At 39.2% G+C, this 14,866-nt stretch carries 13 protein-coding genes; 5 read left to right on the top strand and 8 right to left on the bottom strand.

All coding sequences use genetic code 11. The features are described from left to right. Nucleotides 1-56: 56 nt before the first annotated feature. Together acads and MKX14_RS02400 are read right to left on the bottom strand one after the other, a co-directional pair. A complete protein-coding gene (gene acads, locus MKX14_RS02405) occupies nucleotides 57-1,193 on the bottom strand; it encodes an acyl-CoA dehydrogenase family protein (protein WP_240281653.1) in 1,137 nt (378 codons plus the stop codon). A gap of 19 nt (nucleotides 1,194-1,212) precedes the next feature. Next, nucleotides 1,213-1,983, bottom strand: a complete 771-nt coding sequence (locus tag MKX14_RS02400; protein ID WP_199991907.1) for a 3-hydroxyacyl-CoA dehydrogenase — start codon at nucleotides 1,981-1,983, stop codon at nucleotides 1,213-1,215. Between the two features lie 169 nt (nucleotides 1,984-2,152). Between MKX14_RS02400 and MKX14_RS02395 the strand changes: the two genes are divergently transcribed. Then, complete coding sequence (locus MKX14_RS02395) at nucleotides 2,153-3,181, top strand: AraC family transcriptional regulator (RefSeq protein ID WP_108011057.1); 1,029 nt, start codon at nucleotides 2,153-2,155, stop codon at nucleotides 3,179-3,181. Between the two features lie 16 nt (nucleotides 3,182-3,197). On the opposite strand, the gene prmC is transcribed toward MKX14_RS02395, so the two are convergent. Together prmC and prfA are read right to left on the bottom strand one after the other, a co-directional pair. Then, nucleotides 3,198-4,010 (bottom strand): peptide chain release factor N(5)-glutamine methyltransferase, encoded by an 813-nt coding sequence (gene prmC, locus MKX14_RS02390; RefSeq protein WP_108011059.1) that lies wholly within the window; start codon nucleotides 4,008-4,010, stop codon nucleotides 3,198-3,200. Next, nucleotides 4,010-5,098 carry a peptide chain release factor 1 gene (prfA, locus tag MKX14_RS02385; RefSeq protein WP_108011061.1) on the bottom strand — a complete coding sequence of 363 codons (1,089 nt, stop codon included), beginning with the start codon at nucleotides 5,096-5,098 and terminating at the stop codon, nucleotides 4,010-4,012. The genes prmC and prfA overlap by 1 nt, the downstream gene beginning before the upstream one ends. 398 nt (nucleotides 5,099-5,496) lie before the next feature. Between prfA and MKX14_RS02380 the strand changes: the two genes are divergently transcribed. The 4 genes from MKX14_RS02380 to MKX14_RS02365 all read left to right on the top strand — a co-directional run bounded on the left by MKX14_RS02380 (nucleotide 5,497) and on the right by MKX14_RS02365 (nucleotide 8,511). After that, entirely contained in the window at nucleotides 5,497-5,916 is a 420-nt protein-coding gene (locus MKX14_RS02380) for a glycine zipper domain-containing protein (RefSeq protein WP_240281652.1), read from the top strand. Nucleotides 5,917-6,154: 238 nt separating this feature from the next. Further along, entirely contained in the window at nucleotides 6,155-6,661 is a 507-nt protein-coding gene (locus tag MKX14_RS02375) for a hypothetical protein (protein WP_017480838.1), read from the top strand. A 133-nt stretch (nucleotides 6,662-6,794) separates the two neighbouring features. Further along, nucleotides 6,795-7,799 (top strand): LLM class flavin-dependent oxidoreductase, encoded by a 1,005-nt coding sequence (yhbW, locus tag MKX14_RS02370; protein ID WP_240281651.1) that lies wholly within the window; start codon nucleotides 6,795-6,797, stop codon nucleotides 7,797-7,799. Nucleotides 7,800-7,947: 148 nt separating this feature from the next. Beyond that, complete coding sequence (locus MKX14_RS02365) at nucleotides 7,948-8,511, top strand: flavoprotein (RefSeq protein WP_108011065.1); 564 nt, start codon at nucleotides 7,948-7,950, stop codon at nucleotides 8,509-8,511. A gap of 37 nt (nucleotides 8,512-8,548) precedes the next feature. Here MKX14_RS02365 and pgaD read toward each other — a convergent pair whose 3' ends face one another. From pgaD to pgaA, 4 genes are read right to left on the bottom strand one after another with little or no spacing between them, the layout of a single operon-like run. Then, complete coding sequence (pgaD, locus tag MKX14_RS02360; protein ID WP_240281650.1) at nucleotides 8,549-9,007, bottom strand: poly-beta-1,6-N-acetyl-D-glucosamine biosynthesis protein PgaD; 459 nt, start codon at nucleotides 9,005-9,007, stop codon at nucleotides 8,549-8,551. Then, nucleotides 9,004-10,251, bottom strand: coding sequence for a poly-beta-1,6-N-acetyl-D-glucosamine synthase (gene pgaC / locus MKX14_RS02355; protein ID WP_133480765.1), 1,248 nt, complete (start codon nucleotides 10,249-10,251; stop codon nucleotides 9,004-9,006). Before pgaC ends, pgaD begins: the two co-directional genes overlap by 4 nt. Next, complete coding sequence (gene pgaB, locus MKX14_RS02350) at nucleotides 10,251-12,077, bottom strand: poly-beta-1,6-N-acetyl-D-glucosamine N-deacetylase PgaB (RefSeq protein ID WP_240281649.1); 1,827 nt, start codon at nucleotides 12,075-12,077, stop codon at nucleotides 10,251-10,253. Before pgaB ends, pgaC begins: the two co-directional genes overlap by 1 nt. Further along, entirely contained in the window at nucleotides 12,077-14,515 is a 2,439-nt protein-coding gene (gene pgaA, locus MKX14_RS02345; protein WP_240281648.1) for a poly-beta-1,6 N-acetyl-D-glucosamine export porin PgaA, read from the bottom strand. Before pgaA ends, pgaB begins: the two co-directional genes overlap by 1 nt. Between the last annotated feature and the right edge of the window lie 351 nt (nucleotides 14,516-14,866).

Here is a 14,866-nt window from a genome sequence, read left to right as displayed (position 1 = left end):
ACCGCATAACAATTGCGGTCTTTTGCAGTCAGTGACTATTTTTTAAAATTTCATATTTAAACTTGAGCAACTTCACGAGCGATCACCAAACGTTGAATATCCGAAGCCCCTTCATAAATCTGGCTTACACGAACATCACGATAAATTCTCTCAACTGGGAAATCACTCACATAGCCATAACCACCATGAATCTGGATTGCATCCGAACATACGTGCTCAGCCATAGTTGATGCAAAGAGTTTCGCCATTGAGGCTTCTTTTAAACAAGGTAGCTCTGCATCTTTTAAAGTCGCAGCATGTAAAACCAACTGATGTGCCGCTTCAATTTGGGTTGCCATATCGGCTAAGCGAAAACCAACCGCCTGATGCTGAACCAGCTCTACACCGAAGGCCTTACGTTCATTTGCGTATTGGACAGCCGCATCAAAAGCAGCTCTTGCCATACCAACAGATTGAGCCGCAATACCAATACGACCAGCCGCTAAATTTGATAGCGCAATTTTATAACCTTCACCTTCTTGTCCCACCAAATTTTCTAAAGGAATCCGGCAGTCCTCTAACGTAATGGTTGCGGTGTCCGAAGCATGTTGACCCATTTTGTCTTCAATACGAGTGACTAAGTAACCTTGTGTATTGGTCGGTACAAGGAAACATGAAATGCCTTTTTTGCCAGCTTGTTTATCGGTGACCGCAAACACCAAAGCCACTTGGGCATTTTTACCACTGGTGATAAATTGTTTTACGCCATTCAAAACCCAATGGTCGCCATCGCGCTCAGCTTTACATAAAATCGCACTTGCGTCAGAACCTACATGTGGTTCAGTTAAACAAAAGCATCCTAGCCATTCGCCAGAGGCAAATTTTGGCAAATAGGTTTGTTTTTGCTGCTCTGAACCGTATGCCAGTGTAATACCGCAAATCAAAGAGTTTTGTACGCTTACAATTGTCGAAATAGCACCATCGCCTGCGGCAATTTCCTCAATTGCAAGCACTAAAGATACATAGTCCATTCCGGCACCGCCCCATTCATCGGGCACGGTCATCCCCATAGCACCTAGTGCACCTAAATCTTTTAATTCCTGAGCAGGAAATTCATGGGTTTTATCACGATGTGCAGCTGTTGGTTTTAACTGATTTTGCGCATAGTTACGCATCATCTCCTGAACCATACTTTGCTCAGCATTTAAGATCATTTCCGCATCCTTATTTTTATTATTTTGCTGCCATACGAATTGCACCATCTAGACGGATGACTTCACCATTTAAGTAAGAGTTTTCAGCAATATGTGCCACCAAACGGGCAAACTCTTCTGGTTTTCCTAAACGAGATGGATATGGCACCATTTGTCCCAAAGCATCCTGTACATTCTGTGGCATCCCCTTAAGCATTGGGGTTTCCATAATTCCCGGTGCAATGGTCATAATACGAATGGCATGTCGCGCAAGCTCACGAGCAATCGGCAATGTCATCGCCACAATAGCGCCTTTAGAAGCTGAATAAGCTGCCTGACCAATTTGGCCGTCAAATGCAGCCACAGACGCAGTGTTTACAATCACACCACGGTCTTCTTCACCTTCTTCAACCGTGTTTTTACTCATTACATCTGCTGCAAAACGCAGCATGTTAAATGTACCTGTAACATTAATTTGCAGCGTTTTTGAAAATAATGCCAAATCATGTACGCCTTCACGACCAACCACTTTTGCAGAAGGGCCAATACCCGCACAGTTAACCAAACCATGCAAATGACCATGTTTGACCAACACATCTTTAAAGAACTGTTCAGCAGCAGCTTCATCGGTTACATCAAGTCTTACAAAGTCAGCTTTTGGCCCCAACTGTTTCGCTTGTTGCTCGCCTGCGTCTACATTCATGTCTACCAAGGTAACTGAAGCACCTTGCTGGACCAAATACTCAGCTGTTGCAGCACCCAAACCTGAGCCACCACCTGTAATGACGAAATGTTTCCCTTGAATTTTCATTATGTAATGTCCTATAGAAATGTTCTTTAAACTTAGTAGTGAGAGTAAAAGTTGTTGTTTTCCGATACAATTTCAAAAAGCCTCAAAATGTTTGCAGCTTTTGATCAATCCAAATTTTAAATATGTAGTATTTCACTTGAAATATATAAAGAAAATATGAGTCTTTGACATGGTTGTCCAATCTTCTTTAAGTAAAGGCACAATTTCGATTGCACTAGTACATGAAGCACTGAGTGCGGCTTATGCCAAAGGCCTAAATACACAAATAATTCTAAATAAAGCAGGTATCCCCGCTGAATTGCTGATATCCCCAAAGGCTCGTGTGCCTGTTACGACATATGCCCAATTATGGATAGAGCTTGCAAATGCCATGAACGATGAGTTTTTTGGGATGGATAGCCACCCCATGCGTCGTGGAAGCTATAAATTACTGACTAAACTCGTCAGTACGGCTGAAACTTTAGAAAAAGCGCTCTACGATATTTTGAAGTTTTTTAACTTTGTTCTAGATGACATGCATGGAGAACTCATCCGCGACCAGCAAAACGCATATTTAGTGATTCATGATCAAGAACAACCTAAACGTATGTTTACTTACGCAACCTTTTTAATATTAGTACATGGGCTTATGTGTTGGTTAGTTGATCAGCGAATTGGTTTAAATACTATTATGGTACGTTGTGCTAAACCGAACGATATTCAGGACTATTTAGTTCGTTTTGGTGAAGATATTCAATTTAATGCTGAGATAAATCGAGTTGAGTTCGATGCCCACTATTTAGATATTAAAATTAAGAAAGATAAAAAAGCGCTTTATGATTTTTTAGAGCAAACTCCGCAAAATCTTTTAGTTCGCTTTAAAAATGAAAATGCCCTGAGTGTACTTATTCGTCGCCATTTATTGAAACTCCACCCTGCACAATGGCCTGAACTCAAAGATGTAGCTCACCAACTCAATATTTCAGAAGCCACCGTTCAACGTAGACTGAAACATGAAGGTGTAAGCTATCAACAAATTAAAAATGAAATCCGCTGTGATATTGCTGTTGAACGCTTAAGTAAAACGAATGACTCAATTCAAGATATTAGTGAAGATCTAAATTTTCATGACCCAAGTGCATTTCACCGTGCTTTTAAAAAATGGACAGGTGTTAGCCCAGGTGCGTATCGAGAAGCTACTCTTCGCTCCAAAAATTAAATAGCTCCCACTTTACTTATAATGATGCCAACGTGACTCGATCATTTTGGCCATAGTCTTGAATGGTTTTAATCTGACTAAAACCATGCTCAGCAAATATATTTCGAACCGCCTGCCCTTGGTCATAACCATGCTCTAGTGCAATCCAACCTTGTGGTTTTAGCCAGTTTTTACCTTGGGAAATAATAATTTCAATATCAGCTAATCCCTGACGGTCTGAAACCAATGCACGGCGTGGTTCTGTTGCCAAAGCTTGCATGTGCTCATCTTCAGGGTCAATATACGGCGGATTAGAAACAATTAAATCAAATTGTTGTGGTTCAAGTGCCTCAAACCAAGCACCGCAAGCAAATTTCACATGATGTAAGGCATGTGTTTGAGCGTTTTCTTTTGCAACTTCTAGAGTAGGCGCATAAATATCAGTTGCCGTGACTTGCCAATCTGGACGTTCATTTGCTAATGCAAGCGCAATTGCACCTGTTCCCGTTCCCAAATCAACAATATTTGCATTCTTGGGCAAATTTAGATTTAAAACAGTTTCAACTAAAACCTCAGTATCTGGACGAGGTACTAAAGTATCAGATGTTACTTTTAAATCGAGGGTCCAAAATGGCTGTGAACCCGTTACATAAGCTAAAGGTTCACCTTTTTGAATACGTTCAAGGCCAGCCAAATAATCTTGCTCTTGTTGGGCTGTTAACTCTTGCTCAAGTCTAAACTTTAATTCAAGCGAATTGATTTTTAGAAAATGCTCAAGTAACCAAGCATTTTCTTGTCGTTCATAACTGTCAGGCTCGCCACGAATTGCAAGCGCTTGAGCAATATTCATTAGCCGCCATTTTCCTGTGCAAGCATCGCAAGCTGATCTGCCTGATATTCGCGATGTAAACTATCGAGCAATTCAGTTAAATCACCTTCCATAATCGCATCCAACTTATATAAAGTTAGGTTAATACGATGGTCTGTCATACGACCTTGCGGATAGTTATAAGTACGGATACGTTCAGAACGGTCACCAGAACCAACCAAATCACGGCGCATTTCAGAAGTTGCTGCATCTGCTGCTGCACGTTTAGCATTTTCTAAACGCGATACTAACAATGCCATCGCTTTAGCTTTGTTCTTATGCTGTGAACGCTCTTCTTGACACTCAACTACTGTACCGGTTGGAATGTGAGTAATACGCACGGCCGAATCGGTTTTGTTAATGTGCTGACCACCCGCACCTGATGCACGGTAAGTATCAATACGTAAATCTGCCGGATTAATTTCAACGTTGGTATCAACATCAATTTCAGGCAAGATCGCGACTGTACAAGCTGAAGTATGCACACGGCCTTGTGATTCAGTGGCTGGAACACGTTGCACACGGTGAGCACCACTTTCAAACTTCAAGCGACCATACACTCCATCACCATCTACACGGCAAATAACTTCTTTAAAACCACCATGCTCGCCTTCATTTTCAGAAAGGACTTCAATACGCCAGCCTTGTGCCTCGGCATATTTGCTGTACATGCGGAATAAATCACCAGAGAAAATCGCAGCTTCATCACCGCCCGTCCCGGCACGAATTTCTAAATACGCAGCATTAGAGTCATTTGGATCTTTTGGAATCATCAAAATGTTGAGCTGGCTTTCTAATTCTTCAAGCAATGCTTTATTGGCCTGAATTTCTTCTTCTGCCATATCTTTAAAGTCTGGGTCCGACTTCATCATTTCAGCAGTTTCAATATCTTCTTCTGCTTGACGATATTTGCCCCAAACTTCGGTAATTTCAGATAAATCACTATGTTCACGAGACAATTTACGGAAACGTTTGTTATCGGAGATCACTTCAGCATCTGCAAGCAATGCAGTAAGTTCTTCATGTCGATCACAGAGTTGATCAAGTCGTAAACGGAGTGACGCTTTCATAAGAGGAAATATCTCAAAAGTCCAAAAAACTTATCTAGATAAATATAAGAAGATAAGCCAAATCATAAAAATAGCGCATAGTTTACAGATTATGCCGATTAAATGACATATATAATCCTTTAATTCCTTGAACTTTAGAACAGCCTTCTCATTATCTATAAACACGTTAATTTATATATTGTTCCTATCAAATGCTTAATACTTATTTTCGATCATTCTATGAGCTAGATTTTCAATGAGATTGGTGGTTTTACATTCGTTTTTAATAGAAAACATACAAACCAAACACTAAACTGCAATAATCAAAAGATGGTTCTCCATATTTGGGGAGAAGTGTTTTGTTACATTTGCCGTAACAAAAGATATAGGGTCCTGCAACTGGGGACGCGGAGTCAAAAATGAAATTAAATGCTTGGTTATGTAGCGCTGTTCTAGCAACTTCAATGGTTAGTGTGGCACATGCTGACAATACAACACATGTAGCAGCTGCGTCTGCTTTGGGTAGTGTAGCTGGTACTGCAATTGGTAAAAGTATGGGCGGTACATCTGGCGCAACAATTGGTGCTGCTTTAGGCGGTGCTGGTGGTGCAGCTGTTGCGAGCGACCGTCGTAACCGTACTGAATCTGCGATTGGCGGTGCTTTAGGTGGTGGTGCCGGTTACACCGTTGGTAAAAGCATGGGTGGTACAAACGGCGGTTATGTCGGTGCTGCTTTAGGTGCTGCGGGTGGTTCTGCTTTAGGTAATAAAATTTCTAAAGACCGCTATACAACTAAATCTTCTAAACACTGGAAGAAAAAACACCGTCGTCATCACTAATCAAATTTGACAAACAGATATTTAAGCACCTTCGGGTGCTTTTTTATTGTGATGAAGCTATACGCTCATATTCCGTATGCTCATGGTTTATCCACAAATTAATACAAACACTACAAACCGACACAAAACACTCGTATCTCCGTTTGGCATCTCCATAATTATCACGAAATTTTTTATTACATTTACCCCAAGATAAAGATAACTGTCCTTCCAGTAAAAAAGGACATGGAGTTCTACGATGAAAATGAATATTTGGTTGGCTAGTGCATTAATTGCAACATCTTCTATGGTAACAGTTGCACATGCGGACAATGGCACACGTGTTGCTGCAACCTCTGCTTTAGGTAGTGTAGTGGGTACTGCAATCGGTAAAAGTATTGGTGGTACCTCAGGCGCAACAATCGGTGCTGCTTTAGGTGGTGCTGGTGGCGCAGCAGCAGCAAGTGATCGTCGTAATCGTACAGAAGCTGCAATTGGTGGTGCTTTAGGTGGTGGTGCTGGTTATACAGTCGGCAAAAATATGGGCGGTACCAACGGTGGATACATCGGTGCAGCAGTAGGTGCCGCTGGTGGTTCTGCATTAGGTCGTAAAGTTGCTGAAGATCGTAACTACGATGACCGTTATGACCGCGGACGTTACGATCGTGATGACCGTAGATATTACGATGGTGACCGTCGTTATTATAAAGGCGGTAGCCGTCGCCATGACAATGGCTTACACCGTGGTTGGTACAAAAACCGATAATTCATATATGAATCAAAAGAGCACCTCCGGGTGCTTTTTTATTGATAGATAAAATTTAATATCGAAAAAAAACGATATACATCATACCCTATATATCGTATTATTTCGATATATCCTTATTCGAGAATATCGCATGCGATCACTTCAAGATACCAAGTTCTCTATCTTAGAACTTGCTCCTATTCGTAATGATAAAACCATCGAATTCTCATTACGTCACGCATTAGAATTGGCACAACATGCAGAAAAATTAGGCTATGAACGTTTCTGGCTTGCTGAACATCACAACATGGATGGTATCGCAAGTTCAGCTACCGCTGTCTTACTCGGTTTTATTGCAGCACATACACAGCATATTCGCTTAGGTTCAGGCGGAATTATGCTTCCTAACCATGCCCCTTTAGTTGTCGCAGAACAGTTCGGGACGCTTGCTACTTTATATCCAAATCGTATTGAACTTGGTTTAGGCCGTGCTCCCGGTACAGATCAACTCACCATGCGAGCTTTACGTCGTGGCCATCAAGAAACAGAAGATCAGTTTCCTAGAGATGTTGTCGAAATCTTAAAATATTTCGATGTACCTCAAGCAGGACAAAAAATTATTGCAACACCAGGGCAAAGCACCCATGTTCCTGTTTGGTTACTTGGATCTAGCCTATTTAGTGCACAACTCGCGGCAAAACTTGGACTTCCCTACTCATTTGCATCACATTTTGCACCACGTATGTTAGGTCAAGCGATTCAACTTTATCGGGAGAACTTTGAACCTTCTGAGTACCTAGATAAACCGTATGTTTCAATGGGTGTGCCTGTTGTTGTTGCAGATACAGATGAGGAAGCACAATTTTTAGCAACTAGTGCTTACCAACGTGTATTAGGTTTAATCCGTGGTGAAAGCTTGAAGCTGAAACCACCAGTTGAATCAATGCAGGGATTATGGAATACAGCAGAACAACTTTCTGTCGAAAACTTCTATGCAATGGCGCAAATTGGTTGTGTAGATACGGTTCGCTCTGGCTTACAAAAGCTGTTAGCGACATACGATGTTGATGAATTTATTTTTACATGTGATGTATACGATACAGCTAAACGTTTAGAAAGCTTTACACAACTCATGAATGTAAAAACAGAACATTAAATTTTACTTCAAGCTCCCATACTTGAATTGATTTCGAGTATGGGATGACCATCTATCTGAAAAGACTTTACCCCAACTTCCTGCTTGGTTATTTATATTAAAACGATAAAAACATCATGATTTAAAAAACCAAAAGGACTTTTGGAAAATGAGTATTAATATTAAAAATAACACTTCAAAATCAGTGATTTTTCAGAATATCTCTCAAGATTTCGAAGATTTTACTGGTCAAGTGATTTCATCAACATCAATTAAAGAGTTTGACTTTTCACATTCATCTGTCGCGATTATTGGTACAAATCAAGATAGCGTGACCCATCTTGAAAAAATCTGTCAGCAAGCAAAATTTGTGACTGTCTTCCAAATCACCCCTCATTTTATTTTACCCCATAGTCAGATGGGTACACATAAGTTAATTACTCACCCACTTATTATCAAAAACCGCAGATTATTTAACAATCGTGTTAAAAGCATACTGGCATTACGGTTTCTAGAAACTCAAGTAAATGAACCGTGGCTTAAGCGTCTTTTGACTCCCAATACTGCAACCACGAAAAAAGTATTTTTTAAATCCGACAGTTATTATGCAGCACTTCAAAAACCCAACTGTAAATTGCAAACATGGCCAATTGTTAAAATTACCAATAGATCTATTCACAGCATGGATGGTATAGAACAACCCATTGATATTATTATCAGAGCAATCCCATAAAAGTAAAAAAGCATGGTTTTAGACCATGCTTTTTTATTTACTCATATTTTTGCAAATTACCATGATCATCGTAATACAAAATGATGCGCTGTTTTTCTTGCAAATCATTTAGCATGCCGGAAGTAACTGAAAATTGGGCCGCTAATAATTCTACAGAACTATTAGGTGCCTTAGCACGTCGGTCCTCGCCCCTAAACCTAATCCAGTTATAACTTGCCCATAAAATTAAAATAAGCGCGCTAATCCCGATCATTAATGCTAAATGTAATAAGGTCTTAACTTCTGATAAGTGGTCTACCCAGACGTAATCATAAATTAAGTGACCTTCAAAAATCCATAAAAACAGTGAAACCAATGGGAAAAGTAGCCACATTAAACAAATCCAGCCAATGGTTTGTAATGTATAGTTTGCTGTTTTATTTTTGACATATTTCGGCTGATCAATATATTCAGGGATATCTAAAGTCTCTATATCCTTATTTTCCTCAAGTTTCATGGGTTATCTCCACGGAAGCCTCGATCTGGACTTACCCAACGGGCACGTTTTTTTGTGTTAAATAAAGTTTTTGGTACCGCAACGACACTTGTGAACAAAGTCAGTAGCCAGAAAAATAACGGGTACCAAATCACCCAAAAGTAATTTCTAAAAAAACGCCCTCGGTCATAACGATGATCAATCCACAAACTCACTAAAAACTGGATCAAACATGTTCCGCCTAGTATTACACCGTACCACTGTGGCATAAGCGTTTTGATCTGCCATTGCTGAGGCAGCTCAATAAACAATCCCACAAAAAATAACGTGAAGATCATGATCATCACATAAGACCAGATAATACTGACTAGCGCCTCAATCATGACCGGCCACATTCTGCGAACACGCAGTTTGAACATTTGTGGAATATATTCTATAAGAACCTCTACTCCACCTTGCGCCCAGCGAAGACGCTGTTTCCATAGGCCTTTAAATGTCTCAGGCATATAGATATAACAAAGCGCTTGTGGAATATACTGAATATCCCAATGGTCGAGTTGTAACTTCCATGAAATATCAATATCTTCGGTAATTTTATCGTCAGACCAAAACCCGACTCGAACAAGTGCAGTTTTACGAAATGCTGCAATCACACCAGATACGGTAAAAATACGACCATATGTACGTTGTGCACGTTTAATCAAGCCAATAATCGAAGAAAACTCACCAACCTGTAATTTTCCCAAAATACTAGATCGATTTAAAATTCGTGGATTACCTGTTACAGCACCAATTCGCGGGAAGTTAATAAATGGCTGCATTAACCAAAGTACCGCATGCGGATGTAACAACGCATCTCCATCAATACACACAAGATATTCGTATTTACTAACCAGTACTCCCGATCTTAAAGCTACAGCCTTACCCTGATTTTCTGCTAAGTGTACAACCCGAAGTCGTGAATCTTGCGCTGACAATTCATCTAGAATTTCGGCGGTCCCATCACTACTTCCGTCATTAACAGCAATGACTTCAAAATTAGGATATTTGGTTTGTAACGCATAACGAATTGTTTGACGAACCTGAGCTTCTTCGTTAAAACACGGAATGATGATACTGCATCCTTCACCTGTAGGTTCAGGAAGCGCTTGTTCGCGGTATTCTCTTTTAAAGAAAAACCAAAGTCCCCCTACCATCCATGTCCAAGCCATCAGTAAGGGATATAAAAAGGCAAAAGCAAACAGAATATCAAGTAATACCCTCATTACTTTTTCCCCTCTACCAATCCAGCAAAAGGCTGATACATCACAGGGCTAGCATTCCGGCTAAGCGGATTATATAAATATTGATGAACATCTTTTGATTTTTCAAAATCATAGCCATCTATACCGAATTTCTGGATTCCTACTCGCTGAATAGAAAAGAGTCCTTTCTGAACCTCTTCCCAAGCATTTTTTTGCGAATTTTCTGGTAATACTAAAGTCAGCATTATTCTTTGCTTATCATTTTCATCAAGTGTATTTAAGAGCGTTAACAAGTGATTAAATTGTTTTTTCTTACTAATCACATCAAACTTCAAATTGACTAGATCATGTTGCATTAAAAGCGTTTTTATAAGCTCAGGTAGATTTTCAATATGGTCTAAATCAGGTGTAAGCAATAAACTAAACTGTGCCTGATTACTCATATTTAAATAAGGTTTGACCGCTTCCTTAGTCAGTTCACTCAGTTGTTCGAGCTGTTTTGATTGTTCAATGCAACTGCTTTCTTGCACGGTTGTTTTTTGCATTGCGCAATTTAAAGATGATCCTGCATTAAGCTGAACACCGCTTAAATTACTATTGAAACGTGCAATATCTTTAGCCAAATCTACAGCTAAAAATGGTTTATCTTTTTGCGGATAAGCAGGCAACTCTAATATTACAGATTGACCTGCACGAGTTTGAGCCTGCCATAAACTACGGTTTAAAATATCTTGTTGAACAGACATTTTATTTGTAGGGAAATAAGCGACATCATATTGCCCATCTCCATCTTTGTCTTCCAAAGGCTTTAAGATTAAAGCATTGTTTTTTAAGCTATAGAGTTTTGATAACAACTGCCCAAGTTTTCCATCAGTTTGAGTATTGTGCTGCGCTGCTAACTGCTTTAAATCCATACTCACAAAATGACGTGGCTGCTTAAATAAATCTGACTCTTCAAAGTTCAGAATATTTAACATGCCTTCTGTAAGTTGTTCGGCTGTAGGGTTATTAATGACTAAGCTACGTTTGAAAGTTGAGTCACTCACGCGATTCATGCCATCACGTCCCAAACTGAATGAAAACTGGAAACCCGCCTGTTGTGCTAGCTTCTCTAACTGCTCATTCACGGCGCCATATGGCCAAATAATTGCTTTAGGATTAACCCCAACTTCTTTTTTTAAAACTGCATACGATTTTTTTAAATCCTGCAAAATGCGTTGTTGATATTCCGCATCGGTTTCATAGCGTGATTGCGATTTTAAATAGGCATAAGAAGTCGCAGCAGGTTGCTCATTACCTTGAGGATTGGCTAATACACCATGATGTAAATCATCGCTATGGCTTGCAAACTCGGCTAACCCAGATGCTTGCATTTCACGAACTTGAGCCCAGTTCACCAAGTTACCTTGACCATAGGCTTCATAACCCGCTTTTGTATTACCATTTAACCAACTTGTTGGAAGAGCAAAAACTGCTGGAATTTTATATTGCTTCAGTAAAGGAAATACTCGGCTATAGCTACTTAAAGCACCATCATCAAAGGTCAGTAGAATAGAGTTATGAGGTAATTCTTTACCTTGCTTACGCGCCTCTTCAATGTCTTTTAGACGAATCGGTTTCCAGTCCGACTGGCTAAGCCAATCGAGAAACTGTGCCAGATTATTGGTCTGAATCGCATAAACATCGCGGTCACCTTCCTTGAGTACGTCATCTCGCACATCATGAAAAGTTAACGAAACCGTATGGTTTTTTGGTAGTTCAGTTTCAATGCGGGCATAGGCAAATTGTACGGGTAATAATGTTGAGGCAAACACACAGCTCAACATTTTTGACATCATATTATTCATTAAAAACGCCCTTCAAATCCAAAAATACCGTAGGTATGTTGTTCATCATGACCATCATATGGATGGTATTGCCAACCAACTCCATAATTAAGTTGCCAAGTCCGTGAGAGCTGCCATTGATGTTGATATTGCAAAGAATATGTTGGTCGAGCTGAGTAATCTGCTTGTTTATAAAGCCCAACTCCAGCTTCAAAATGTTGTTTAAATGAGCGTTCGTACTCTCGCCAAGTGACCCAGTCATGGCTTAAATTCAACTCAGCACTGTAATGATTACTTGGGCTAAAGTAAGCGGTCTCATCTTGGCTATTGCTGCCATAAAATCCACGTACCGTTCCATAGGTAATATGATGAGGCGCATCAAATAACCGCTCGCGCCAAAAAGTCGAAAATTCTTGTTGTTTATTACCGTCGCTTATATCGGTTAAGCCATAACTTGCCCCAATTTGGCGTGACTCATCTTTTTGCCATGTCAAAGCAGCACGGTAAGCTTGTCCATCCTTATCAGCATCAATTGCTTGTAATGGAATATTAGCCTGACTGTCATATTGCAATTGATATTGCCAGTGGTCGTTTAGCCATTGTGACCAATCAAGACGAACACCTGCTTGTCCACCATCTGTACTTTGCGACAAGATAGCCGACAATGCCTTACGATTTGCTTGCCACTCAGCACCGACACCATAACGTTGGTCATGCACATCACCAAAACGGTATTCACCGTAACGATCTTGATGCCAAGCAAATAGACGATAATTATCTTTAATCCAAGGGCTATTAATACGAGTTTCCATTTCTCGATCTTTTAAGCCATTTTGCCCACTCACAGAATCGCTATTTTCTGCTTTACTCTGGCCCCAAGTCGTTGAGTGCGAGATGGTTGCTCTATCACGATCATCCAACTCTTTTCGACTTTTAACTACACCGCTATCTTCAGGATAATATTGCAAAAGACTTTCTGTACTTTTGCGCCACTCAGGAATATCTCCTAAAGCCTGAGCATTTTGCATTTGGTTAATACGCGTATCTTTAGCAACGGGTGTTAAACCATTTAAACGAGCAATTGTTTGCTTTGCCTGTAACGGTTTATCTCTCCAGCGCTCAACACGAGCAAGGTTGTTAATTAAACCTTCATTAGCAGGTGCAAGATCTACTTGTTTTTGAAAATGCTTTTCTGATTTATCCAAATGATTTGCATAAGCTAAATGCATGCCTTGTAAAGCAATATAATCATCACGATCAGGATGGCTTGATTTATCTACTCCCTTGGCTTGGCTATATTTATACGTAGGGATTAAACGATCAACCTCACTTAAAAGTTGTTCAGCTTGCTTATATTTTTCTTGTTCAATATAAGAATAATAAAGCCCCGTATATACCGTCATATCTGAGTAGTTTTTTTCGGTAAGTAAAGTTTTAAACGCGAGTTCAGCCTGCTTAGGTTGTCTTTCAGCTAAATAACTATCCGCAATCGCATGACGAACATAAGCCGGTAGCTTTTCTAACGGTACATTTAATTTAGTAAATTCATCTAATACCGTACGGCTACGCCCACGAAAGTCCAAAGCATATAAATAGTCATAATGAAATCTTAAATAATTAGGGTCTGAGCGTTGAATCAAAGGCTGTATTTGCTCACCTTGTTTCAACACAGCATCAAGCTCAGCAAAGCCTTCACTGTCCGATATGCCTTCCCGATTCAAATATTTATAGCGAGTAATTGCGTTATTTACACGTTGAGAAAACTCGCTGACTTTTAACCAGTGCTGTAACGATTCTGTTTGCGTATTTTTATCGCTGGCAAGCAGCAACTGCTGAGCTTTTTTATAAGCGCCTACAGCCGCCAAGTCATAACTATATTCTTGCAAAACCGCAAAAGATTTTGGTTGTTGTTGATAAGCTTGCTCGATTGCAGATAAAGCATCTACAGGTGAATTAATAAGTCGATATGCATAAGCAATTTGAACAAATTGATCGGCTGTAAGATTTTTACTCTTAATACCAGATAAATGCACCTTAGCATTTACAGAGTCTTTAGCCTCAGCATATAGAACCGCTAATAAAATCTGTCCGTCAGATGTCTTTTGAATACTAAATTTATTCGACCACTCAATTGCATCTTTAAAGTGTTTAAAATCACGCAAATTACGTATTAATGGGAATTGTCCATATTCTGGAAAAGTCACATAATTAATATTTGCTAAATGCTGAGAAAAAATTAATAAATCTCTTTTTTCACTTGACATGACAACTAAATAATCAGCTAGTAATTTTTGGTCATGCGGATACTTATTTAGCAATTGTTCTAGTTGCAATATTGCTTGTTGAGTTTGTCCAGTTTTGTAAGTGTGAATAGCTTGCTCTCGCAATTCATCCACTTGAGCGGCATATAAATTTAGAGGCAAGATATATACCAATGAAAAAACACATTTTTTTAGCATTTTGATAATCGGATAGTCCCATATCGAGGTGGGAAATTATAATTAAAATAAAAAATCAATCACACAAAGAAAAAATATTGTGACTTATTTCACATTTTTTATTATTTGATATTTTTTTAAACAGTTCACTAAAATAGTTAGCAAAATTAAATAATTACTATTTTTCAGCATAATAAAATACATACACTTCTTTTCAATAGTGTTATTTAACTTTACAAATGGGTTTCAAAAGAAATACAGGCTTGTAACCAATAAAAACTATTAAATAATATTTTGTTTTATATTTAAAACTTTTCTGTGCTATTTATAACCATTCAATTTACTCATTATGAGATATATAAATTGAATGGT

Source organism: Acinetobacter pittii (assembly GCF_022449185.1).
Lineage (GTDB): Bacteria > Pseudomonadota > Gammaproteobacteria > Pseudomonadales > Moraxellaceae > Acinetobacter > Acinetobacter pittii_I.
This window is presented reverse-complemented; position numbering and strand designations above follow the sequence as displayed.

What these genes read in the sequence shown, in the direction of transcription:
- acads (WP_240281653.1), bottom strand. Translation starts at nt 1,193, where the DNA reads ATGATCTTAAATGCTGAGCAAAGTATGGTTCAGGAGATGATGCGTAAC.
- MKX14_RS02400 (WP_199991907.1), bottom strand. Translation starts at nt 1,983, where the DNA reads ATGAAAATTCAAGGGAAACATTTCGTCATTACAGGTGGTGGCTCAGGT.
- MKX14_RS02395 (WP_108011057.1), top strand. Translation starts at nt 2,153, where the DNA reads ATGGTTGTCCAATCTTCTTTAAGTAAAGGCACAATTTCGATTGCACTA.
- prmC (WP_108011059.1), bottom strand. Translation starts at nt 4,010, where the DNA reads ATGAATATTGCTCAAGCGCTTGCAATTCGTGGCGAGCCTGACAGTTAT.
- prfA (WP_108011061.1), bottom strand. Translation starts at nt 5,098, where the DNA reads ATGAAAGCGTCACTCCGTTTACGACTTGATCAACTCTGTGATCGACAT.
- MKX14_RS02380 (WP_240281652.1), top strand. Translation starts at nt 5,497, where the DNA reads ATGAAATTAAATGCTTGGTTATGTAGCGCTGTTCTAGCAACTTCAATG.
- MKX14_RS02375 (WP_017480838.1), top strand. Translation starts at nt 6,155, where the DNA reads ATGAAAATGAATATTTGGTTGGCTAGTGCATTAATTGCAACATCTTCT.
- yhbW (WP_240281651.1), top strand. Translation starts at nt 6,795, where the DNA reads ATGCGATCACTTCAAGATACCAAGTTCTCTATCTTAGAACTTGCTCCT.
- MKX14_RS02365 (WP_108011065.1), top strand. Translation starts at nt 7,948, where the DNA reads ATGAGTATTAATATTAAAAATAACACTTCAAAATCAGTGATTTTTCAG.
- pgaD (WP_240281650.1), bottom strand. Translation starts at nt 9,007, where the DNA reads ATGAAACTTGAGGAAAATAAGGATATAGAGACTTTAGATATCCCTGAA.
- pgaC (WP_133480765.1), bottom strand. Translation starts at nt 10,251, where the DNA reads ATGAGGGTATTACTTGATATTCTGTTTGCTTTTGCCTTTTTATATCCC.
- pgaB (WP_240281649.1), bottom strand. Translation starts at nt 12,077, where the DNA reads ATGAATAATATGATGTCAAAAATGTTGAGCTGTGTGTTTGCCTCAACA.
- pgaA (WP_240281648.1), bottom strand. Translation starts at nt 14,515, where the DNA reads ATGCTAAAAAAATGTGTTTTTTCATTGGTATATATCTTGCCTCTAAAT.